The following is a 22660-nucleotide window of genomic DNA, read 5'->3' as shown; positions in this document are numbered from 1 at the left end:
TCAAAATCAATAAAACGTTTGCAGTTTAATTAATTAGCAGTATATTTGCACTCATTTTTTGAACAAAATAATTAATAAAAACGTTACGCTATGTACGCAATTGTAGAGATAGCAGGGCATCAATTTAAAGTTGAAAAAGACCAAAAAGTTTTTGTTAACCGTTTACAAACAGAAGAAGGTAAGAAAGTTTCTTTCGATAATGTACTTCTAGTAGCAGATGGTGACAAAGTAACTGTAGGCGCCCCCGCTATAGACGGAGCTCAAGTAGGAGCAAAAGTCTTAAAGCACCTTAAAGGTGATAAAGTTATAGTTTTTAAGAAGAAAAGACGTAAAGGATACCGTGTTAAAAATGGTCATCGTCAATCTTTAACAGAAATTGTAATAGAAAGCATTGCTGCTTCGGGAGCTAAAAAAGCTACCAAAGCTGAAAGTGAGGGAGCTAAAAAAGCTGCTCCGGCAAAAGCAACTAAAAAGGCCGAACCAAAAGCAAAACCAACTGCGAAAAAAGCTGAGGCTGCTGCACCAAAAGCAAAGCCAGCTGCAAAAAAGGCCGAAGCTACTCAAGATTTAAGTAAGCTTACTGTGGCTGAATTAAAAGAGATGGCAAAAGCTAAAGGAGTTGAAGGAATTTCTTCTATGAAGAAAGCCGATTTAATTGCTGCTTTAAGTTAATTTTAAAAAACTAAAATCGAAATAAAATGGCACATAAAAAAGGAGTCGGAAGTTCGAAAAACGGTAGAGAATCAGAATCGAAACGCTTAGGTGTAAAGATATTTGGTGGTCAAGCTGCAATAGCTGGAAACATTATCGTTAGACAAAGAGGTAACACGCATCACCCAGGTGAGAATGTTTACTCTTCAAAAGATCATACATTACACGCTCAAGTTGATGGTGTTGTAAAGTTTACAAAGAAAAAAGATAATAAATCTTATGTTTCTATTGAGCCTTTTGAGGCTTAAGAAATAATTTTCTTTTAAAACATTAAACTAAACCCTTTCTGGAAACAGGAAGGGTTTTTTTATTGCTTTTTAATCGAAAAGAATTCTCCGAGGCTTGCCTTGGGGTTTCCGTTGAAATTGTCATTCTCGCGAAAGCGGGAATCTAAATAAAGAATTTTGGTTTTTGATCCAAAAGTTCAAAGTTTGTGCTCAACTTGATTGGGTATGAAACCAGCTAAATACCTCGTATGCTTGCGTTGAGGATTGTTGGTTTTAAGAATTTTTTTATTTACACATTTCTAAAAGTTAATTTTAATGTTAGATAATCGTAAAATAGGATTCTTTTCTATGTATAGATAACAATTATATAAAAAACACTTAAAATTCTTTGCTCATCATTTTTGTTATTTCGCCTTGTATTCAACTAACAAAAATCATGAGAAAAAATTACGTATTACTATTTATTACATTATCACTATCCTTTCTTGGATTCACTCAAAGTGGAAATATTCATGGGAAAATTATTGACGAAAATGGCTTATCGATTCCTTTTGGAAATGTATTAATCGAATCATTAAATAAGGGAACTATATCAGATTTTGATGGTAGTTTTTTAATGGTTGATATTCCTTCTGGATCCCAAACAATAAAAATCACTTATTTAGGGTATGCAGATACAGAAAAAGAAGTTACTGTTAAAGCAGGAACAACAGCTGAAGTTGTCATAGTAATATCCCCTGAAAATTTAGAGCTAGACGGCATTCTAATAACAGGATATAATAGTGGTCAGGCAAAAGCTCTTAATGCTCAAAAGAACAAACAGAATATTACAAATGTTGTTTCAACGGACCAGATAGGAAAGTTTCCTAATGCAAATATCGGAGATGCAATAAAACGTATCCAGGGAATCACAATGCAAGTAGATCAAGGTGAAGCACGTAATATTATTGTTAGAGGTTTAGCACCTCAATTAAATTCGGTGACGTTAAACGGGAGTAGAATTCCTTCCGCCGAAGGTGATAATAGAAACGTGCAAATGGATTTAATTCCATCAGACATGATTCAGCTTATAGAAGTTAATAAAGCAGTGACACCAGATATGGATGCTGATGCACTAGGTGGTTCTGTAAATTTGGTAACAAGAACATCTCCAAACGGATTTAGAGTTGCTGCGACTGTAGGGTCTGGAGTTAATTTTATTACTAACAAAAGAATCGTAAATGGATCATTTCTAGTAGGAGATAGATCAAAAGATAATAAATTTGGATGGATGCTTTCTACATCTATTAATGATAGTGATTTTGGTTCAGACAATGTAGAGGCAGAATGGGTAAATGAAGCGGAAAGCCCAGTTTCTGGTGATGATATTCAGGTAGATCCATTTGTAGAAGAATCAGATATTAGAACTTATTTGGTACAACGTATTAGAAGAAGTTTTTCAGCAAATTTAGATTATGCTTTTGATGCTAATAATACTATTCATTTAAAATCAATGTATAATTGGAGAGATGATAGAGAAAATCGTTTCAGACTTCGGTATAGAAGTATTGAACCAATATTTACCAATGGCACAGAAACCATTACTGGATATCAAGGTGAAATAAGAAGACAAACAAAAGGAGGTGTCGATAATAATAGAAATAAAAATACGCGTCTGGAAGATCAGCGTATGCAAAACTATAGCTTGGGAGGCGAACATTTATTTGGAAAAATAGAATTTGATTGGTTAGCATCTTATGCAAGTGCCTCAGAAGAGCGACTAAATGAACGTTATGTTGAGTATGAATTAGAGGAAACCAGCGGAGGCGACCCTATTCCTTTTGATACAGATTTTGCTAATGAAAAATTTCCATTAATTACACCATTGAATAGTAGTGATGCTGCTTTAAGCAATTTTAGTTTAAAAGAAATTACTGAAGAAAATAAATTCACAGAAGAAAAAGATTTTAACTTTTTTACAAATTTTAAATTACCAGCAGATTTTTTTAATAAAGGAAATGGTTTCGTGAAATTTGGAGGCCGTTTAAAAATAAAGAATAAGGAAAGAACTAATAATTTTTTCGAATTTGAACCTACAAATGCAGCATTTGATGACTTAAGTGCTTTGCCATTAATAAATCAAACAGATGCCGATTTTTTAGCTGGAAGTAAATATGCGGCAGGCATGTTTGTAGATCCTGCATTTTTAGGAAAATTAGATTTAAACAATACGTCGTTATTTGATGTTTCAGATGTACCAAGCGAATATGTCAGGGCTAATTATGATGTAAAAGAGCATGTTTACGCTGGTTATGTCATGACAAACCAAAAATTATCGGATAAATTGGATGTATTGGTTGGTGTAAGAGTAGAAAGTACCAAAACTGAAGCTACGGGAAATCAAATCGAAGATGAGGAGAATATTTTAGGGATTATAACAGCCGATAAGAATTATATAAATGTATTACCGGGTGTTCATTTTAAATACAATGTAAATGATAATACGGTTTTACGATTTGCGTGGACTAACACATTAGCAAGACCAAATTATGCAGATGTTGTGCCTAGTATAGATATTGTTGCAGATGATGAAGAAATTTTCTTAGGAAATCCGGAATTAAGTGCTACTACATCTATGAACTTTGATTTAATGATGGAACATTATTTTAGTAGTGTTGGCATTATTTCTGGGGGCGTATTTCAAAAAAGCATTAAAGATTTTATTTATACATTTCAGTTTGAGGATTCAGGGACAGGGTTTGATAGTTTTCAACCACAAAATGGTGACAATGCTAATATATTTGGAGCAGAAATCGGTTTTCAGCGTCAGTTAGATTTTTTACCAGGGTTTGCTAGAAACTTCAGTTTGATGTTGAATTATACTTATTTAACATCAAATGCGGATGGCATCAGGAATTCGAATGGAGAAGAAAGAACAGATTTGGATTTACCAGGTACGGCTCCCAATATGTTTAATGGTTCTTTAGGCTATTCTGGTAAAAAATTAAATCTACGTTTATCAGCTAACTATTCCGATGCCTATATAGACGAAATTGGAGGAAGTACTTTCGAAGATAGGTATTACGATGAACAATTTTTACTAGATTTTAATGCTTCATATGCATTTAACAAAGGATTTAGTATCTACTTCGATTTAAATAATATCACCGATCAACCGTTGCGTTATTTCCAAGGTGTTAAAAATAGAACCATGCAAGTAGAGTATTATGGAAGACGTATCACATTTGGTTTAAAATATGATTTATTCAATAAAAAACAATAATGGAAAAGCTTAAAGTAAACATCATTTTTATTTGTTTCGTTGCACTAATGGCATGTGCTAAAAAATTACCTGAAATTGTAGCCAATGTCATTACCGAAACGACGTTATATGACACAGACGATCCTGCTATATGGATTAACCCAAAAGACGCTTCGAAGAGCATTGTTTTTGGTACGGACAAAAATACAGAAGGTGCTATTTATGCCTTTGATTTAGATGGTAAAATTATTGAAGATAAAACAATAAGGAATTTAAAACGACCAAATAATGTCGATTTGGAATACGGTTTTCAATTGAATGATTCAACAAAAGTCGATGTTATTTCTTTTACAGAAAGAGAACGTCAGCAAATACGTTTATTTTCTGTTCCAGATATGAAACCACTGGATCATGGCGGTTTTCCAGTTTTTACAGACGCAAAAGAACCTGAAACAAATTTACCAATGGGTATAGCACTTTACAAATCACCAGAAACACATAAACTATATGCTATTGTAGGCAGAAAAACGGGACCTAAAAAGGAGTATTTATACCAATATCACTTGACTTCAGATAGTTTGGGTGTACATTCTAAATTAGTTAGAAAGTTTGGTGAATTTAGTGGTAAAAAAGAAATAGAAGCTATAGCGGTAGATAACGAGGCAGGTATTGTATATTATTCAGATGAGATGCATTGTATTCGTAAATACTATGCAGAACCTTCGAAAGGAGATGAAGAAATTTACTGTTTTGGAAGCGAATATTTTAAAGAAGATATCGAAGGCATTGCCATTGCGAAGTATCAGGAGAAAGGATTTTTAATCGTGTCAAATCAACAAGCGCATACGTTTAATATTTTCGATTTAAAGACGAACGCATTTATTAAAGAAATTAATTTAGGAACTATCGAAACAGATGGTTGTGATGTTACAACAACAGCATTGGGTGATAAGTTTCCTAATGGATTATTTGTTTCTATGAATGATGAAAAGAATTTCTTTTTTCATGATTTAGAAAAGCTTAAATTATTAGAATAAAAGGCTCCGTTTATAGAGTATGAGAACCCTTTCTGGAAACAGGAAGGGTTTTTATTGTTTAAGAGACCTAACAGGTTTTTAAAACCTGTCAGGTCTGATCATAAAAATCAGGTAAGAAACTAGTTCTTACCTGGAATCAAAAATCAAGTCAACAAAAGTAGTTACACTCAAATTAAAATTGGAAACGATAACCTACATCCGGGAAGAACCCTATTTGGTCTACCTGATCCACATTATTTGTTAAACGGTTATAACGACGTTCAAAAACATTTTTCCTATTGGATAGGTTTTGCATATCTACAAAGAATTGATGCGATTGTTTTTTTCTTTTGCTATTCATTTTAAAACCAATTTTTAAATCCCAACGCATATAATCATCATATTGTTTGGAGAATGCTTGGTCTTCTAAAAGAATTTCGAAATTTGCTTGTCGCGAAGCTTCTAAATCTACTGGTGTGTAATAACGCCCACCAGAAATTGTAAATCGCGTATCGAAAAACAAAACATTTTTTTTGGCTTTACCAACGGTAATCTCTTTACCTGCCAGTAGATTTGTAACATAACCATTGTTAAATGGCGAGTTTCTTTCTATACCATCACTACCTTTGTATTTACTTTCAAAAAAAGAAGCCGTTAATAATCCATAAAACCCCTTGCTGAAAAATTTCTCTACCGTTAACTCTACGCCTTGATTATAGCCTTTACCTTCATTTTTAAGAGAAAAGACGTTACTGTTAAAATCAAAATCAGCTCCCTCAGTCAATGAGGAATAGCTTGATGGAAAAGGTTCTACGGCTGCTTTAGTGATATTTTGGTAATAAACCTCTGCTTTGGCTCTCCAGCTTTTTGCTAGTTTTACATCATAGCCAAATACATAATGTTCACTTCTTGTAAAGTCTAAATTTTTATTAGTTTGTACGGGTTCTCCATTAACATCTTCATTTAGAAATAGAATTGGTAATGGTATATTTTGATGATGTATGCCATAGCCTAAACTTAAATTATGTTTAGGTGCTATTTTATAGTTTAATGCCCCTCTGGGTTCTATTATAAATTGACTGTTTAAAGAACTATACTGAGCATGCAGTCCTGCATTTAAAGTAAGTTTTTTAGAGAGTCTAAAACGACCTTGAATATAAGGTTGAAATAAATTTAAACTTTCGTCTGTATCTCTAAATGTATATAAGTCTGGATCGCCGTCGTTGTTTAAATCTGGTTGTTCATCCCTGTCTTGCAGATAAGATTTTAATTTAAGATTTTCGAATAGCACCCCTGTTCTTAATGTTATCTTGTTATTTAATTTAGAATTGAATAAAGAAGACATCGTAATACGGGTTTCTTTATTATCTGCTTCTGTATACTTAATAATACGTTCATCAGGTGTGTTTTTATCTATAAACCGATCTTCTGTATAATTATTACCAGAGCCAGACACAGATACTACTGTTTTTAAATAACTTTTTTTACCAATAGTAATGCGATGATTAAGACCAAAAACATGAAAATTAGATTTAACAAATGAGTTTTCATCTTCTGCAGAAAATAGATCGTCTTTTTCAACATCATCGCCATAAAATTCAATGTCTGAGTTTCCAATAATTCCAAATAGTGACAAATTACCATAAGTTCCGGTTCCTAAATCAATATTATAAGAGATGTCATTATAGTTAGGGGTTGCAGATGTGCCACCACCACCTATTAGACCAATTAAAGAGTATCTGCCAGCAACTAAAAAGGAACCTTGTTTATTACCTAAAGGGCCCTCTGCCATGGCTTCTAACCCTGTGAAAACACCAAGCTGAGTTGTAAATTCATAATCGTCAGCATTTCCTTTTCTAAACCCCAAATCGAAAACGCCTCCTAGGGCGTTACCATATTCTGCAGGGAAGGCAGAGGTTATAAAATCGGAATTTTTAAGCATGTTAGGGTTTAATGCAGAAACTGGGCTACCCGTTGTACCTAATGAGGAAAAATGATTGGGACTAGGTATAGGAACACCTTCTAAACGCCATAATAATCCTGATGGAGAATTACCACGTACTACAATGTCGTTTCTACTATCATCAGGAGCAGAAACGCCTGCAAAGTTTGCTGCTAATCTACCAACATCACTTCTTCCTCCGGAAAAACGATTCACTTCTTCCATACTAAACTGACGAGCAGAAATTGATGCGAGTTTATTTACAGCCCTGTCTTTATTGGTTTCGCTGGTTAGAATGACCGTATCTAATTCTCCAAAGGCTTCCGTTAAGCTTACGTTTACAGTGACATCTTTACCCGATGTTACATCCAAGTTAGGTAATGTTATGGGCTCGTAACCTACATAGCTAATACGAATGGTTTGTCTGCCTAAGGGTACATTGGTTATCGTGAAATATCCATTTTCGTCTGTGATTGCTCCAATGGCTTTATCTTGATTTAATAGCTCTATCGTAGCTCCAGGAAGTGGGACCTCAGACTGTTTGTCTATTGCTAAACCTTTAATGATTCCTGTCTGCGCCTGTATTGAAGATGCCAAGCACAAAATGAACAATTTTAATATAGTTTTCATTCGTTTTTTATTTGTTTTCACCAAATTTGAAGGTTAAAACATAAAAAATGAAGGTGTTTTTTTTGAATTGTCTAATTATAGTTTGAACTGTTTAAATAGTTCTTTGAATGACCATATAACCTATATTTAGATTATTTTTCAGTTTAAATAAAAATGATAACAGTTTAAGCCCTTATTTGACAATTGGAATAAGGAAGTCGTTTTTTTTACTAGGGACTCAGTATATTTGAACATGATGTTTGTTAGAATAAAGTTTGGATGATTAAAACGGCTCAGATAAAAAAGCTAGGTTATAGAGTTCTAGTTATCAATATTGTTTTTTTATTGATAAAGCTGACTGTTAACAGTGAAGAGAATAGGTTTAATGGAGAAGACCCCATTAACGAGCCTATTTTTTATTATGTATCGGCTATTATATTCTTTCTACTCACTTGGGAAGTCAATGATAAATTAATTAAAAATAATAGCCAGAATACCTTAAAATCTAATATGGGGTTTTCTAGTAGTTTAGAGATTTTAGTTAAAACATTAGTGATCGTATTACCTATTATTGCGCTAACATATTATTTAGCCATTTTTGAATTTAACTATATATGTAAAATAGATGCAGAAAATCCTTGGTTACAATTTCGTATAGATTTTTTAAGAGCTGCATTGTTACTTTTTTCTCTTACTATATTTAATCTATTTTATTACGCAACAACGAGAACCAAGGAGATTGAAAATTCAATGCATCAGCTAAAACAAGAAGTGATGACGTCGAAATATAACTCGTTAAAAAACCAAATAAGTCCACATTTTTTATTTAACAGTTTAAATACTTTAACCTCACTGATGTATGAAGATCGTGATTTGGCATCAGATTTTGTGACGCGATTGGCATCGTGTTACCGATATATTTTAGACAATAAAGAGAAAGATCTGGTGACATTGGAAAAGGAATTGAATTTTTTAGATTCGTTTATTTTTATGATGAATGTGAGGCACAAAGAATCATTATCTATAACAACCAATATTTCTGTTAATTCAAAAGGCTTTTTAATACCAACATTATCTCTACAAATGTTAGTAGAGAATGCTCTAAAGCATAACTATTTTTCCAAGGAAAGGCCATTAGAGGTTAGTATATTTTCTGGTAACAAAAAGCTTGTTGTACAAAATACATTGCGTAAAAGAAAAGAAGAGCCATCTACTAAATTAGGTATTAGTAATATTAAAAAACGCTATGCTTTTTATACAAACGAACCAGTAACTATTGAAGAAGAAAATGATCTTTATAAGATCGAAATTCCTTTATTACAAAAAACGGTAAAACAATTTAACACATCTCTAGATTCTTAATATGAAGGCTTTAATTATAGAAGATGAAAATATAGCATCAAAACGATTAGCTAATCTTGTGAAAGAATTGGCCCCGGATATCGAGATTCTAGAGCGTATAAGCTCTGTTGAAGAAGGTATTGCTTGGTTTAAAAATAATACGTTACCAGATTTAATATTTTTAGATATACAACTAAATGATGGCTATGGTTTCGATATCATTGATGCACTAAAAGAGCATCCTCCTATAATTTTTACCACAGCTTATAATGAATATGCTATAAGAGGCTTTAAGTATAATGGATTAGATTATTTACTGAAACCCATTGACAAAAGGGATTTAGAAAATGCCTTAAATAAGTTTAGAAAAACAAAGTTGGTACCGGAAAAAGAGAACGAGCAGAAATATGAACAGTTAAAAAATCTTTTTTCTAAAGCGTATAAACGACGTTTTATGGTGAAAATAGGAAACCAGTTTAATAGCTTTAATATAGAAGATATTGCTTATTTTAAATCTCACGAAGGATTGATATACTTACGAAATATTAATGGGAAGAAGTACCCTATTGAATATTCTTTAGACCAATTAGAAGATATTTTAGACCCTATTCAGTTTTTTAGAATAAACCGAAAATATATGGTGTCAGTTAACGCAGTAAGTGAAATTCATAGCTATTTTAATAGCAGACTGCTGTTGAAATTAGAACCTAACGAAGAAGAACAAATCATAGTATCTAGAGAACGAACTACTAATTTTAAAAAATGGTTGGACTGTTAATTTTGAGTCGTCTTAAAAAGGGTTAACCAATTATTTACTACAAAAACTATTCAAACAAAATCATTAAATAAATAGGTTGCGCTTTGGCAGGTTTATTGGGAGAGTATAACTTCTATATTCTTGATTTTTATTAATGTGATTTAAAAAGTTTATTTATAAGTAAATAAAAATGTTGTTTTTTTAATGAATTTTGAATCTTTCAATATCTAAATATACCATTACATCGTTGATACAGGTTTTTAGATTGGTTTTTATTTCCTGAGCCCAAAATCGGAAAATAGTATAACCCAAATCTTCTAATTGGAGGTTGACTTCTCTGTCTCGTTGCATATTCCTTTCAATCTTTGGGACCCAAAAATCACGATTCGTTTTTAGTTTGTCCTTCCGTTCTTGCCAATTATAGCCATGCCAATATTCGCCATCGATAAAAATAGCAAGTTTGTATTTTTTTATGCTTACATCAGGTCGCCCGGGAAGTTGTTTGCTATCCACCCTATATCGTACACCGTTTTTCCAAAGTGCTTTGCGAAAGATCATTTCTGGTTTGGTGTTTTTACCACGAATTTTGCCCATCATTTTGGAACGTTTTTTCGTGGTATAAAAACCAGACTCTTCATTGAACCTAGGGACTTTTATTTTTTTGTATTCGTAGGACATAATTACTTCTAAAATATAAATAATTATGAATCAATCAAAAACAAACCTTAGGTTGAGTTGTACATAACAGAAAAATCCCAAGCATCTGTGCTTGGGATTTAGAATTTTTATTTTTCGGAATTTGAGATTTCTGTTTTACAGGAATTCTTAATATCTGTAAAGCTTTAACTTGTAAGACCCTTTAGCCTTTATGCCAATATGGTTTACTTGTTTTATGCAAAGTTTTGTAAGTTCTACTTATTTTAACTTTTAATAAAACGATAAAAGCAATATCGTGTTTAAATGGACAGCAGAAAATTATTAATCATCACTCAATCTTAAAATTGATAATTGAGTACTTACTCCCCTTATAAAATTTCCTGTACCATAGCAATTTCCTGATTGACCTCTTCCTAAAGCAATTGTCCAAACACGTGTACTAGTTATTTTTGTAACATATTGAATAATTCCTCCATAATTGCTTGTTCCTCCTGAATTATGAGTAGCTGTTGAATGTATTCTAGTTGATGATCCAGATCCAACAGGGAAATCTACAAAATGCGATGATACAGTGCACCCAGCTCTATTATGAGTTCCTTCATAGGCAAAAGATATTTGATATACCCCAGGGTTAAAAGTAATTTGATTTGTTGCTGAGTTAAATGTGAGACCATTAGACCCGGTATGATTTGTTATTTCTGTCATAGGTATATTTTGCTTACCGCCAGCCCCTATACCATTTAAAAAGTTTGAGATATTCGAACTTGATTCAAATACGGCAGTTCTTGGTATACCTAAATAATCTAAGTTTGTATCAGTAGCAAAAGATACCCAATCTGTCCCTGACCAATAATAGTAACCAGGTTTTACTACATTGGGAGAAACTCCAGCAGTTGCTGTATTGTATACAACAGTGCTTACAGCCAGTAATCCTCCATCAGGGTTTAATACTGGTGCTGCAACATTTTTTGCAGTTAGTGCAACCCTAGGAAATAAAACACCAGAATTTGATGCAAATATATCTAAGGCCCCTTCAGGACTGGTTGTGCCTATTCCTACTTGAGCTGTAGTTGCGCTGGTAAAAACTAAAAGAATGAATATTAATCTAAACATTTTCATAAAGTTATTATATGTATAGCAATTGAAATTATATGTGTTTTGTCGTGAAAAAATGTTACTTAACGGTAAGATAATGTGTTGATCGAGGGTAATTCCTACATAATCAATGTATTATAGTAACAAATTTCGAATTGCCAAAAATAAAAAAATACCCAAGACGCACACATAAATTTGTAATAATTTTTGATTATTTATAAGAATAAAACACAAGCTAAAGATTTTTCTTATAACTCTTCATTTTTTGTTATTTTTTCCATCAATTATAGTAAAATTTTTCTCTAATATTTTGTCTGTGTCTATTTCTATAGGATTTAAATCTGGACTATAGGGAGTAATTCCACAGTATACCTTTTTTGCTCTATAGTATCATTTGAGGAATATTTGTAGAAATATTGAATTTGCTACAGAAAACACGATCTTCCATAAGGTCAAATTTGGTATTCACAAGGTGTTTTTTATTTGTTTTAAAGGCAACAAGCACTAAAAACCTTCAATAAGTTATATGGAATTCGCTACGATGTTACCGGAAAAATGGCTCGTCTTTTTATGCTTAAAATAGGAGAAGCCATATCCTCTAGTAACAAAAGTCCAATGGATGGAAATGTTCATGTTGATGAATTTGTATCAAGAGGGCTGGGAACAAGACAAAGTGGGAGGGAGCACTTGCCAAAGTGATAAAAAGAAAGCAGTCACAGTTGCATAACTTACCGATGATGGAAAAATAAAACGTATGTATACCATTCGTGACAAAGGTTTTTCGACAAGGTCGCTTCAATATATTTTGTAAATAAATCATATCCAGTGGGGATACAACTACCACAACAGATAAATGGAGAGGCTACAGACCTGTTTAAAGCCTATAATATTAGACAGATAGAAAGTAATAAGGAGTTTAAACTTTATAGCACTTCATAAAATTAAGTTTCTTACAATAGAAAAAACCCTCACATTTCTGCAAGGGTCTTAATTTCTATGAGCGTAGCCGCTCTAATTGTCTAAAATCTAGTATCTGTAATGTTCAGGCTTGTAAGGACCATCAACAGTCACGCCAATGTAACTTGCTTGTTCTTCGCGAAGCTCAGTTAGCTCAACACCAATTTTTGCTAAGTGTAATTTAGCCACTTTTTCATCTAATGCTTTTGGAAGCATATAAACGTCGTTTTTATAAGCATCAGCATTATTCCAAAGTTCAATCTGTGCTAAAGTTTGGTTGGTAAAGGAGTTACTCATTACAAAACTTGGGTGACCTGTAGCACAACCTAAGTTAACTAAACGACCTTCGGCAAGAATAATGACATCATTACCGTTTACCGTATATTTATCAACTTGAGGTTTGATGGTGTTTTTTGTATGCCCGTGATTTTCGTTTAACCAAGCCATATCAATTTCATTATCAAAATGCCCAATATTACAAACAATAGCTTTGTCTTTTAAAGCTTCAAAGTGACGTGCTTGAACGATGTCTTTATTTCCTGTGGTAGTAATTACAATATCCGTATTACCAATAACAGTTTCTAGTTTTTTAACTTCAAAACCATCCATAGCAGCTTGTAATGCGCAAATAGGATCTATTTCTGTAACCGTTACAATACTACCTGCACCTTTAAAAGAAGCAGCAGTACCTTTACCAACATCACCATAACCACAAACAGTTACTCGTTTTCCAGCAAGCATGATATCTGTGGCACGACGAATAGCATCTACGGCACTTTCTTTACAACCGTATTTGTTATCGAATTTTGATTTTGTAACCGAATCGTTAACATTAATGGCAGGCATTGGTAATGTACCATTTTTCACGCGCTCGTAAAGCCTGTGAACACCAGTTGTAGTCTCTTCAGATAAACCATTAATTCCAGAAGCTAATTCCGGGTATTTATCTAAAACCATATTAGTTAAATCGCCACCATCATCAAGTATCATGTTAAGCGGTTGTCTGTCTTCACCAAAGAAAAGTGTTTGCTCTATACACCAGTCAAATTCTTCTTCTGTCATATCTTTCCATGCGTAGACAGCAGTTCCAGCAGCAGCAATCGCAGCAGCAGCTTGGTCTTGTGTAGAGAATATGTTACAAGAACTCCAAGTAACTTCAGCCCCTAAAGCTTGTAAAGTTTCAATTAAAACAGCCGTTTGAATAGTCATGTGTAAACATCCGGCGATTCTTGCTCCTTTAAGAGGTTGTGAGTTTTTGTATTCTTCACGTAAACTCATAAGCCCTGGCATTTCTGCTTCGGCTAATTCTATTTCTTTTCGCCCCCAATCAGCAAGAGAAATGTCTTTTACTTTGTTGGCTACATAAGGAATCGTTTTTGTACTCATATCAATATTTTCTTTTTGTTTTTAAACCCAAACAAGATTGTGATTAGCACTTAAATAGTTAAATTCGCTTATCAAAAATTACAACCCTGATTAGGAGGTGCAAAGATAACTAATAACTTTTAGAAAAGTAAATGCCACTTTATAAAACCATAAACCCAAATTCAAAAACTACTGTTAAAATCTGGAAGATTGATGAGTCTTATGATGATTTAATGCAATCTGTGTACTTAAAGCCTAAAAGTTTAGAGCGTGTTTTAGGAATGAAAAGTGAATTGCATCAAAGAGGTTTTCTAAGCGTTCGTTGTTTATTAGCAGAATTTGGGTATCAAGATTCAGATTTGTCTTATGACGAAAATGGGAAGCCTCACTTAAAAGACGGAAAGCAAATTTCTATTACGCATTCGTTTCATTTTTCAGCAATTATTATTAGTGATTTAATAGTTGGAATAGATGTTGAAAAACAGCGAGATAAAATCACCATAATAGCTCATAAATTTATTGGTTATGAGAATGACTATTTAGGTGAGAATGATGAAAACTATATAGAGAAGTTGACTGCTATCTGGTGTATAAAAGAATCACTTTATAAACTATTTGCGACCCCTGGGTTGAGCTTTCAAAAACACTGTTTGGTGATTCCGTTTTCTGATAATGATGATAAAACGATTGCTTGGATTGATTATAAAACAGAAAAGCATCGTTATAATATTCAATTTTTAGAGTTTGAAGGGTTTACCTGTGCATACGCAATTGCTTAAATGAAACATATTTATAATGACATATTAACATCGGTTTCCGGTGAAGAGAAACAACTTGCTGTTTTAATAGATCCCGATAAAATAAAATTTGATAAGGTATCAAGTTTTATTAATAAGGTGAATATATCTATAGCTACGCATGTATTTGTTGGAGGAAGCTCTGTTGATGAAAATGCTACTGGTATTTTAGTTGAAGAAATAAAGAAACATACGCAACTTCCTGTTGTCCTATTTCCGGGAGATGTCACCCAAATTACAGGTAAAGCAGATGCTATTTTATTCCTTTCTTTGATTTCAGGGAGAAACTCTGAGTATCTAATTGGGAAACATATAAGGTCTATTTCGAAATTAAAAGAAACAAATCTTGAGATCATTTCAACAGGTTATATTTTAATTGAAAATGGAAAAGAAACAGCAGTTGAAAGAGTAACAGGAACAGAACCACTGTCAAGAACTAATATTCAATATATTGTGGATACAGCAAAAGCAGGTGAATTACTTGGAATGAAATTGATTTATCTTGAAGCGGGAAGTGGCGCAAAGCTTTCGGTTTCAAAAGAAATTATATCAAATGTAAATAGAGCATTAAATATTCCATTAATAGTTGGTGGAGGTATTAGAAGTAAAAAACAATTAGAAAATGCATACAATGCCGGAGCTGATTTAGTAGTTATTGGTACGGTTTTTGAAGAAGATGAATCTTTTTTTGATGAATTAAAATCCCCATTGTCCGGTAGACATTTCCCCAAAGGGGAAAAATAAAATGAGGAATATAGAGAACAAGAAGAAAAGATAAGTTTAGCATAATAATTTCTCACAAGACAAATAAATAATATGAGATTTCCACCTTCGTGGAAATGAAAATAAAAATTTTCGATGAAAATATCAGTAGAATTAACGATAACACCTTTGCAGAACGATTTTGAACCTGCCATTATTCACTTTATAAAAAAATTAAGAGCTTCAAATCTTAAGGTTATGGAAAACCCATTAAGCACACAAGTTTATGGTGATTATGACGAGATAATGAAACTTCTTACTACAGAAATTAAAGAAGCTTTCGAACTTATGGAAAGTGGTTTATTATATATGAAGATTGTAAAATCGGATAGACACGATTATGAGCCCCATTTTTGATTTTTTCTTCGGACAGTACTCCGGCTATGAAACAATTGATATACTATTAGAAATAATAGCAATTATTTTCGGGTTTCTTTCTGTTTGGTATTCAAAACAAAATAAGGTTTTGGTTTTTCCAACGGGTATGATAAGCACCATAATATTTGTGTATTTATTATTCAAGTGGGAACTCTTGGGGGATATGATGATAAACGCATATTATTTTATAATGAGTGTTTATGGTTGGTATATTTGGACAAGAAAAATAGATGAAACACATGTAACACCAATTTCAACAACAACAATCAAAGAGAAAAAGATTAGTGTGTTTATATTTTTAGCAACCTTATTATTTGTGTTTTTGGTTTACAAAGCTTTTGATAAATGGACAAGTTGGGTTGCTTATATTGACACGCTCACAACAGCCATATTTTTTGTTGGCATGTGGTTAATGGCAAGAAGAAAATTAGAAAATTGGGTTTTTTGGATTATTGGGGATCTCATATCAGTACCATTATATTTTTATAAGGGGTTCACATTTACTAGTTTTCAATATTTAGGATTTACATTTATAGCAATATTTGGTTATTTATCATGGAAGAAAAGTATAAACAAGAATTTGCAAACTGTGTAAAAGTAGTTTTATTTGGTCCGGAATCTACAGGTAAAACAACCTTGTCAAAACAGTTGGCTAGATATTATGATTCCGTTTGGGTGCCAGAATATGCAAGAGAATATCTTCAAAACAAATGGAATAATGAACGTAAAACTTGTGAGCCAGATGATTTATTACCGATTGCAGAAGGGCAGATGAAACTAGAAAACGAATTGGCAAAAAAAACAGATTCGGTTTTAATTTGTGACACCGATTTACTAGAAACCAAGGTGTATTCTGAAGCTTATTATTTAGGAAGTTGTGACCCAATACTTGAAAAATACGCGTTAGAGAATACTTACAATTTATATTTTTTAACTTATATTGACACGCCTTGGGAAGCTGATGATTTGCGTGATAAACCTGAGCATAGAGAAAAGATGTTTGAAGCTTTTCAAAATGAATTAATAAAAAGTAAAAAACCTTATGTATTGCTTAAAGGTGATAAAAAACAACGCCTGAAAACAGCAATTAAACATATTAACAAGCTATTAAAAAAATAATTGATGTTTAGAGAAAAAGACATTGAACAAATACAAAAAAAAGGGATTACCATAGAACAGGTTAATGCCCAAGTAGTACGTATAAAAAATGGGATGTCCTATTCTAATTTAGTAGCAGCTGCAACTATTGGAGAAGGTATTGAGAGTTATAGTGAGGGTGAAAAGAAAGATTTTATTGAGTTGTATGAATCAAAGCTAAATTCTTTATCCTTATTAAAGTTTGTGCCAGCATCTGGAGCGGCTACCAGAATGTTTAAATTTTTATTTCAGTTTTTAAATAATTTCAATCCTTCAAATGAAAGTATTGAAGACTACGCTGAAAAATATAACGATACATTGATTAAAACTTTTGTTTCTAATTTGGAAAAATTTCCGTTTTATAATCAGGTAGTATCAAAAGCTAAAGAAGAAAACTCAGATTTTGATAACTTATCGCCAGGTGAAAAACAGCTGCAATTTGTTAAAACTATGTTGGATGAAAATAGCCTTAACTATAGTTTTTTTCCTAAGGGATTACTTCCTTTTCATAAATATGAAAATGAAACCATAACAGCTTTTCAAGAACATTTGCTTGAGTCAACATTGTACGCATCGTCAAACAATAAGGCAAACCTTCATTTTACAGTATCAGAAAAGCATCATTCTTATTTTATCGATGAGTTAAATCGTTTAAAACAGGATCTGGAGCAAAAAACGAATACGACATTTAATGTATCGTTTTCATATCAAAAAGAAGCAACAGAAACGGTTGCATTAACCAAGGAAGGTGTCGTTTTTAGAAATGAAGATGACTCTGTTTTATTCAGACCAGCTGGACATGGTGCATTGTTAGAAAATTTAAACGACTTAAATAACGATCTTATTTTTATTAAAAATGTTGATAATATAGTCGTTTCTGAAAAAAATATTGAGGTTTCAGAATATAAAAAATTGCTTGTAGGTATTCTTGTAAAAGTTCAAGAACAGGTTTTTGCGTTTATGGATAAACTTGATGAAACGGTTGTTTTAGAAGAGAAACTTTTAGAAATGGCATTATTTTTATCTAATAAGATGAATGTCGTTATTAATGCAGACTTTGAAGATTTTACTTTAGAAGAAAAAAGGGCATATCTAAAAGAAAAACTAAATCGCCCAATTCGTGTATGTGGCATGGTTAAGAATGAAGGAGAGCCAGGAGGAGGACCATTTTGGGTGAAAGATGAAAGTGGAGATATATCATTACAAGTGGTAGAGTTTGCTCAAATCAATATTCAAGATGAAACACAGCAAGAAATTGTGAAAAATGCGACTCATTTTAATCCAACAGATTTGGTTTGTGGTGTTAAAAACTATAAAGGAGAAAAGTTCAATCTTAAAGAGTTTGTAGATCCTGAAGCAGCTTTTATAACCCTAAAAACTCAAAATGGTATAGACATAAAAGCATTAGAACTTCCTGGATTATGGAATGGCAGTATGGCATTTTGGAATTCTATTTTTGTTGAGGTTCCTTTAAGTACTTTCAATCCTGTAAAAACGGTTAACGATTTACTTAAACCAGCACACCAGATATAGTCATGTTTAATGAAGATGCCTTATTACAAGAGATAAACTTTAAAGCCATTAGAAGCTCTGGAAGTGGTGGGCAACATGTAAATAAAGTGTCCTCAAAAGTTGAGTTAACTTTTAACTTAATGGAATCATTTGTATTTAGTGAAGAACAAAAAGAACGTCTTCAAAAAAAGCTTCAGCATAGGTTAACTAAAGAGCACATTTTAATTTTACAATGCGATGAAAGCCGAAGCCAGCATAAAAACAAAGAGCTCGTCATAAAACGCTTTCTGGAATTAATCCGAGTAGGGTTAATTATTCCAAAAAAGCGCATTCCTACTAAAATTCCTAAAGCAGTTATTAGAAAGCGATTAAAAAATAAGCGTAATCTTTCTGATAAAAAAGCAAATAGAAAGAAGCCAGATATTGATTAAAATAATTATCAATTAGCACATTGGCAATTATTAATTGTTATTATCTTTGCGGCGTTCTCAAAAAGGGGTGCTTGTTCAGTTAACAGTCATCAGTTTTCAGTTAGCAGTCTAAAACTTTTAGACTTTTTAACTTTTAACTTTTAATTTTTAACTTTCAGAAAGCTGAGATCATACCCAATGAACCTAGAACAGGTAATGCTGTTTAGGGATTTAAAAAATTAATTAATAACCATAAAGAATAATTACCTCTTTTTATTCGATTATAAGACATAATCGTAATGAAAAATTTATTTCTTTTTTTAACACTATTAGTGTTATCAGTCAGTGCCAATGCGCAAGAAAATCAAAGACAACAAGATTCAACCAAAACAGAGAAACTAGACGAAGTACTTCTTTCGGCAACTAGAGCTAAAGACAAAACACCAGTCGCTTTTACCAACATTAAAAAAGAACAGTTGGAGTCTATAAATCTAGGTCAGGATTTACCTATTTTATTAGATCAGTTACCATCTGTAGTAACTACAAGTGATGCAGGTGCAGGAGTTGGGTATACAGGGATTCGTGTACGTGGTAGTGATGCCACCAGAGTCAATGTGACTATCAATGGAATACCTTATAATGATGCGGAAAGTCAAGGGACGTTCTGGGTTAATATGCCAGATTTTGTATCCTCTGTAGAAGACATACAGCTACAACGTGGTGCGGGAACATCAACAAATGGATCAGGCGCTTTTGGAGCAAGCTTGAATTTAAAAACCTTAAACCCTTCAAGCCAAGGTTATGCTACAACTACGAATGCCGTTGGAAGTTTTGGAACCAGAAAGCACAATATTAGTATTGGGTCAGGTCTTAAAAATAACTTTTATGCAGAAGGAAGATTGTCTAATATTCAAAGTGATGGCTATATAGATAGAGCAAGAGCAGATTTAAATTCATACTATTTAGAAGCTGGTTTTTTAAATGAAAAAACAGCAGTAAAAGCGATTGTTTTTGGAGGAAAAGAAGAAACCTACCAGTCTTGGTATGGTACACCAGAAGCCGTTGTAAATAATGACAGAGATGGGATACAGGCATTTATTGATAGAAATTTTCCCTCTGATGAAGAAGCTCAGAATCTGTTAAATTCCGGAAGAACGTATAATTTTTACACTTACGATAATGAGGTGGATAACTATGAACAAACACATTATCAGTTACATTTTTCTCATCGATTTAATAGTCTCTTTTCTGCAAACATTTCAGGAAATTTTACCAGAGGAAAAGGGTATTTTGAACAGTATAAAGATGGCGAATCATTAGGTGATTACTTCCCTGATAATGTAAATGCATCTGATGAAGGAGACGTTATTAGGAGACGTTGGTTAGATAACGATTTTTATGCATTTGTTTATTCCCTTAACTATACAAAAGACAACCTAAATTTGTATTTAGGTGGCGGTTATAATACTTATAAAGGGGATCATTTTGGTGAGGTTATTTGGGATTCATTTGCGTCTTCAATACCAGTTAGAAGTCATTACTATTTTAGTTATGGAGATAAAACAGATTTTAATACGTATGTTAAAGCGGAATATAATATTAGTAGCAATTTATTTGCTTTGTTAGATTTACAATATAGAAGTGTAAATTATGAGTCTGTTGGAACAAGTTCAGATCTATTAAATATTAATGTAAAGGAATCGTATAATTTTTTCAACCCTAAAATAGGATTAACATATACAATAGATAATTATAATAGTATTTATGGTTCTTATGCTGTAGCTAACAGAGAACCGAATAGAGATGATTTGACTAAAAACCCTGTACGCCCAAAATCAGAAAAATTACATGATTTTGAGTTTGGTTACAAACTAAAAAGAGCAAACTTTTACGCAACTGTTAATCTATATCATATGAATTATAATGATCAGTTGGTTTTAACAGGAGATTTAGACGATGTAGGAGATCCTATTAGACAAAATGTAGCAAAGAGTTATAGGGCAGGAATAGAATTGCAAACGGGTTATAAAGTGTCTGATCAATTTAGAGTTGATGCGAATGCTACGTTTAGTCAAAATAAAATAAAAGCATTTGATTATGTAATTTATGATACTCAATATGATCCGAATACATTTGATAGCGTTTCTTATGAGCCCGTAGTTACACAATTTGAAGATACAGATATTTCCTTTTCACCAAGTATTATTTTTGGAAGTACTTTAACCTATTCTCCGATTAAAAATGGACGTATAGCATTATTGTCTAAATATGTTGGTAAGCAGTATTTAGATAATACGTCCAGTAATGATAAAAGCATGGATGCTTATTTTGTGAATAATTTGAATATATCTTATAAAATTCAACCAAAATGGATTAAAGAAATAGGACTTAATTTGTTGGTGAATAACTTATTCAATTCTGAGTACGTTTCTAACGGTTATACCTACAGTTATTTTTATAGACCAGTAGGATCATCTGATGCACCTATAACAGAGAATTTTTATTACCCACAGGCAACGACTAATTTTTTATTAGGCCTTACTTTAAAATTCTAATAAAATAAAGCCTTCTCAATTCCCCTCCAAAGGAGGGGTTAGAGGAGGCGTTAATTAAATATTAAGAGGTTATTTCCGTTTTTTTCTACTCTATAATTTTTTAAACCACATGGCAGGTTATTACTTCCTAATGGTTGTCCGGTAACTAAGCTATATTCATTGCCATCGTCACAGCCACAAGTAGCATTTAATCCGGAAGGAACAAGCGCAGAACAAGCGCTAGGTGTATGATTTGGGTCACTGGCATCCCATGCAAAAAAGTCGGCACCTGTACTGGCAACAATAATTCCCGCATTTCCTATGTTTTCTATGTATACAGAGTTTCCTGCAAAAGGTAATTGACTATATTGTGGTAAACTAAGATTGATATTAAGGTTGACGCCTAAGTCTAATAAAAATTTACAATTTTTATTATCAACAGAGTTTTTACTGCAAGATGATAAAATAATGAGGCTAATGAGGCAGAAAATGGATTTCATAGTAATTCTAAAAATTAAGAATGCAATTTACAACAAAAAGCAAATTGAGTTAAATATTTTGTATATTTGTTATACAATCTCGTGTAAGCGGGATTTTTTTATGCTGAACTCTTGCACTGAGCTATGTCAAAGTGTGTTTTCAGCATCTTTTATTAAGTAAAACGATGAAGTTATGAGTAAAGTATCATACTATACACCTGAAGGGTTAAAAAAATTAAGAGAAGAGCTAAAGCAGTTAAAGGATGTAGAGCGTGTAAAAGCTTCTAGAGCTATTGCTGAAGCTAGGGATAAAGGTGATTTAAGTGAAAATGCCGAATATGATGCTGCTAAAGAAGCACAAGGAATGTTAGAAATGCGCATTTCTAAATTAGAAGATGCATTAGCGGGAGCTCGTGTTATTGACGAGTCTCAGTTAGATAACTCTAAGATATTAGTATTGTCTAAAGTTAAAATAAAAAACCAAACCAATGGTATGGAAATGAATTATACTTTGGTAGCCGATGGAGAAGCAGATTTAGCTTCAGGCAAAATTTCTGTAAATTCTCCCATAGGTAAAGGGTTACTTGGTAAATCTGTTGGAGATGTTGCTGAAATTCAAGTGCCTAATGGGGTTATGAAATTTGATATTATAGAAATTTCCAGATAATTGATATACCTACACGCCATATTAGATTTAACGAAATGATGGCGAGAAACTCTAACAAAACCCTCT

At 32.6% G+C, this 22660-nt stretch carries 20 protein-coding genes and 1 pseudogene; 16 read left to right on the top strand and 5 right to left on the bottom strand.

The window, feature by feature from the left end; translation table 11 throughout:
* Positions 1-90: 90 nt before the first annotated feature.
* The 4 genes from rplU to Q4Q47_RS06235 all read left to right on the top strand — a co-directional run bounded on the left by rplU (position 91) and on the right by Q4Q47_RS06235 (position 5216).
* Complete coding sequence (rplU, locus tag Q4Q47_RS06250) at positions 91-672, top strand: 50S ribosomal protein L21 (RefSeq protein WP_303305791.1); 582 nt, start codon at positions 91-93, stop codon at positions 670-672.
* Between the two features lie 26 nt (positions 673-698).
* Positions 699-959, top strand: coding sequence for a 50S ribosomal protein L27 (rpmA, locus tag Q4Q47_RS06245; RefSeq protein WP_166960674.1), 261 nt, complete (start codon positions 699-701; stop codon positions 957-959).
* Between the two features lie 415 nt (positions 960-1374).
* A complete protein-coding gene (locus tag Q4Q47_RS06240) occupies positions 1375-4200 on the top strand; it encodes a TonB-dependent receptor (protein WP_303305790.1) in 2826 nt (941 codons plus the stop codon).
* A complete protein-coding gene (locus Q4Q47_RS06235; protein WP_303305789.1) occupies positions 4200-5216 on the top strand; it encodes a phytase in 1017 nt (338 codons plus the stop codon). Before Q4Q47_RS06240 ends, Q4Q47_RS06235 begins: the two co-directional genes overlap by 1 nt.
* A 172-nt stretch (positions 5217-5388) precedes the next feature.
* On the opposite strand, the gene Q4Q47_RS06230 is transcribed toward Q4Q47_RS06235, so the two are convergent.
* A complete protein-coding gene (locus Q4Q47_RS06230) occupies positions 5389-7767 on the bottom strand; it encodes a TonB-dependent receptor (RefSeq protein ID WP_303305788.1) in 2379 nt (792 codons plus the stop codon).
* 258 nt (positions 7768-8025) lie between these two features.
* Between Q4Q47_RS06230 and Q4Q47_RS06225 the strand changes: the two genes are divergently transcribed.
* Positions 8026-9108, top strand: a complete 1083-nt coding sequence (locus Q4Q47_RS06225) for a sensor histidine kinase (protein ID WP_303305787.1) — start codon at positions 8026-8028, stop codon at positions 9106-9108.
* Between the two features lies 1 nt (position 9109).
* On the top strand, positions 9110-9865 hold the full coding sequence (locus Q4Q47_RS06220; RefSeq protein WP_303305786.1) for a LytR/AlgR family response regulator transcription factor: 756 nt from the start codon (positions 9110-9112) through the stop codon (positions 9863-9865).
* Positions 9866-10045: 180 nt separating this feature from the next.
* Here the strand turns inward: Q4Q47_RS06220 and Q4Q47_RS06215 are convergent, their stop codons facing one another.
* On the bottom strand, positions 10046-10522 hold the full coding sequence (locus tag Q4Q47_RS06215) for a very short patch repair endonuclease (RefSeq protein WP_303305785.1): 477 nt from the start codon (positions 10520-10522) through the stop codon (positions 10046-10048).
* A 300-nt stretch (positions 10523-10822) separates the two neighbouring features.
* A complete protein-coding gene (locus Q4Q47_RS06210) occupies positions 10823-11614 on the bottom strand; it encodes a hypothetical protein (protein WP_303305784.1) in 792 nt (263 codons plus the stop codon).
* Between the two features lie 382 nt (positions 11615-11996).
* On the opposite strand from Q4Q47_RS06210, the pseudogene Q4Q47_RS06205 reads away from it, so the two are divergent.
* Positions 11997-12533: pseudogene (locus Q4Q47_RS06205) on the top strand (IS1595 family transposase); the annotation flags it as partial.
* 89 nt (positions 12534-12622) lie between these two features.
* Here Q4Q47_RS06205 and ahcY read toward each other — a convergent pair.
* A complete protein-coding gene (gene ahcY / locus Q4Q47_RS06200; RefSeq protein ID WP_303305783.1) occupies positions 12623-13939 on the bottom strand; it encodes an adenosylhomocysteinase in 1317 nt (438 codons plus the stop codon).
* Positions 13940-14070: 131 nt separating this feature from the next.
* Here ahcY and Q4Q47_RS06195 point away from each other — a divergent pair, with 131 nt between their 5' ends.
* The 8 genes from Q4Q47_RS06195 to Q4Q47_RS06160 all read left to right on the top strand — a co-directional run bounded on the left by Q4Q47_RS06195 (position 14071) and on the right by Q4Q47_RS06160 (position 21469).
* Positions 14071-14697: a 4'-phosphopantetheinyl transferase family protein gene (locus tag Q4Q47_RS06195; RefSeq protein ID WP_303305782.1), complete on the top strand. Its 627-nt coding sequence runs from the start codon at positions 14071-14073 to the stop codon at positions 14695-14697.
* The gene (locus Q4Q47_RS06190; protein WP_303305781.1) at positions 14698-15459 is read left to right on the top strand and encodes a geranylgeranylglyceryl/heptaprenylglyceryl phosphate synthase; all 762 of its coding nucleotides are present in this window, start codon (positions 14698-14700) and stop codon (positions 15457-15459) included.
* A 114-nt stretch (positions 15460-15573) separates the two neighbouring features.
* Positions 15574-15834 (top strand): thiamine-binding protein, encoded by a 261-nt coding sequence (locus tag Q4Q47_RS06185; RefSeq protein ID WP_303305780.1) that lies wholly within the window; start codon positions 15574-15576, stop codon positions 15832-15834.
* Entirely contained in the window at positions 15818-16450 is a 633-nt protein-coding gene (gene pnuC / locus Q4Q47_RS06180; protein ID WP_303305779.1) for a nicotinamide riboside transporter PnuC, read from the top strand. Before Q4Q47_RS06185 ends, pnuC begins: the two co-directional genes overlap by 17 nt.
* Positions 16411-16974, top strand: coding sequence for an ATP-binding protein (locus tag Q4Q47_RS06175; RefSeq protein WP_303305778.1), 564 nt, complete (start codon positions 16411-16413; stop codon positions 16972-16974). The genes pnuC and Q4Q47_RS06175 overlap by 40 nt, the downstream gene beginning before the upstream one ends.
* Before the next feature lie 3 nt (positions 16975-16977).
* The gene (locus tag Q4Q47_RS06170) at positions 16978-18525 is read left to right on the top strand and encodes a DUF4301 family protein (protein WP_303305777.1); all 1548 of its coding nucleotides are present in this window, start codon (positions 16978-16980) and stop codon (positions 18523-18525) included.
* A 2-nt stretch (positions 18526-18527) separates the two neighbouring features.
* The gene (gene arfB, locus Q4Q47_RS06165) at positions 18528-18935 is read left to right on the top strand and encodes an alternative ribosome rescue aminoacyl-tRNA hydrolase ArfB (RefSeq protein WP_303305776.1); all 408 of its coding nucleotides are present in this window, start codon (positions 18528-18530) and stop codon (positions 18933-18935) included.
* 278 nt (positions 18936-19213) lie between these two features.
* On the top strand, positions 19214-21469 hold the full coding sequence (locus tag Q4Q47_RS06160) for a TonB-dependent receptor (protein ID WP_303305775.1): 2256 nt from the start codon (positions 19214-19216) through the stop codon (positions 21467-21469).
* 50 nt (positions 21470-21519) lie between these two features.
* On the opposite strand, the gene Q4Q47_RS06155 is transcribed toward Q4Q47_RS06160, so the two are convergent.
* Positions 21520-21948, bottom strand: coding sequence for a Rieske (2Fe-2S) protein (locus Q4Q47_RS06155; RefSeq protein WP_303305774.1), 429 nt, complete (start codon positions 21946-21948; stop codon positions 21520-21522).
* Positions 21949-22120: 172 nt separating this feature from the next.
* Here Q4Q47_RS06155 and greA point away from each other — a divergent pair, with 172 nt between their 5' ends.
* The gene (gene greA, locus Q4Q47_RS06150; protein ID WP_303305773.1) at positions 22121-22594 is read left to right on the top strand and encodes a transcription elongation factor GreA; all 474 of its coding nucleotides are present in this window, start codon (positions 22121-22123) and stop codon (positions 22592-22594) included.
* The last annotated feature ends 66 nt before the right edge of the window (positions 22595-22660 follow it).

The organism is Flavivirga spongiicola (assembly GCF_030540825.1).
GTDB classification, from domain to species: domain Bacteria; phylum Bacteroidota; class Bacteroidia; order Flavobacteriales; family Flavobacteriaceae; genus Flavivirga; species Flavivirga spongiicola.
The sequence above is the reverse complement of the archived record's forward strand: the minus strand, read 5'-3'. Positions and strand labels throughout refer to the sequence as shown.

Excerpts from the sequence above, each read along its gene's own strand:
- rplU (WP_303305791.1), top strand. The coding sequence starts at position 91 with ATGTACGCAATTGTAGAGATAGCAGGGCATCAATTTAAAGTTGAAAAA.
- rpmA (WP_166960674.1), top strand. The coding sequence starts at position 699 with ATGGCACATAAAAAAGGAGTCGGAAGTTCGAAAAACGGTAGAGAATCA.
- Q4Q47_RS06240 (WP_303305790.1), top strand. The coding sequence starts at position 1,375 with ATGAGAAAAAATTACGTATTACTATTTATTACATTATCACTATCCTTT.
- Q4Q47_RS06235 (WP_303305789.1), top strand. The coding sequence starts at position 4,200 with ATGGAAAAGCTTAAAGTAAACATCATTTTTATTTGTTTCGTTGCACTA.
- Q4Q47_RS06230 (WP_303305788.1), bottom strand. The coding sequence starts at position 7,767 with ATGAAAACTATATTAAAATTGTTCATTTTGTGCTTGGCATCTTCAATA.
- Q4Q47_RS06225 (WP_303305787.1), top strand. The coding sequence starts at position 8,026 with ATGATTAAAACGGCTCAGATAAAAAAGCTAGGTTATAGAGTTCTAGTT.
- Q4Q47_RS06220 (WP_303305786.1), top strand. The coding sequence starts at position 9,110 with ATGAAGGCTTTAATTATAGAAGATGAAAATATAGCATCAAAACGATTA.
- Q4Q47_RS06215 (WP_303305785.1), bottom strand. The coding sequence starts at position 10,522 with ATGTCCTACGAATACAAAAAAATAAAAGTCCCTAGGTTCAATGAAGAG.
- Q4Q47_RS06210 (WP_303305784.1), bottom strand. The coding sequence starts at position 11,614 with ATGTTTAGATTAATATTCATTCTTTTAGTTTTTACCAGCGCAACTACA.
- ahcY (WP_303305783.1), bottom strand. The coding sequence starts at position 13,939 with ATGAGTACAAAAACGATTCCTTATGTAGCCAACAAAGTAAAAGACATT.
- Q4Q47_RS06195 (WP_303305782.1), top strand. The coding sequence starts at position 14,071 with ATGCCACTTTATAAAACCATAAACCCAAATTCAAAAACTACTGTTAAA.
- Q4Q47_RS06190 (WP_303305781.1), top strand. The coding sequence starts at position 14,698 with ATGAAACATATTTATAATGACATATTAACATCGGTTTCCGGTGAAGAG.
- Q4Q47_RS06185 (WP_303305780.1), top strand. The coding sequence starts at position 15,574 with ATGAAAATATCAGTAGAATTAACGATAACACCTTTGCAGAACGATTTT.
- pnuC (WP_303305779.1), top strand. The coding sequence starts at position 15,818 with ATGAGCCCCATTTTTGATTTTTTCTTCGGACAGTACTCCGGCTATGAA.
- Q4Q47_RS06175 (WP_303305778.1), top strand. The coding sequence starts at position 16,411 with ATGGAAGAAAAGTATAAACAAGAATTTGCAAACTGTGTAAAAGTAGTT.
- Q4Q47_RS06170 (WP_303305777.1), top strand. The coding sequence starts at position 16,978 with ATGTTTAGAGAAAAAGACATTGAACAAATACAAAAAAAAGGGATTACC.
- arfB (WP_303305776.1), top strand. The coding sequence starts at position 18,528 with ATGTTTAATGAAGATGCCTTATTACAAGAGATAAACTTTAAAGCCATT.
- Q4Q47_RS06160 (WP_303305775.1), top strand. The coding sequence starts at position 19,214 with ATGAAAAATTTATTTCTTTTTTTAACACTATTAGTGTTATCAGTCAGT.
- Q4Q47_RS06155 (WP_303305774.1), bottom strand. The coding sequence starts at position 21,948 with ATGAAATCCATTTTCTGCCTCATTAGCCTCATTATTTTATCATCTTGC.
- greA (WP_303305773.1), top strand. The coding sequence starts at position 22,121 with ATGAGTAAAGTATCATACTATACACCTGAAGGGTTAAAAAAATTAAGA.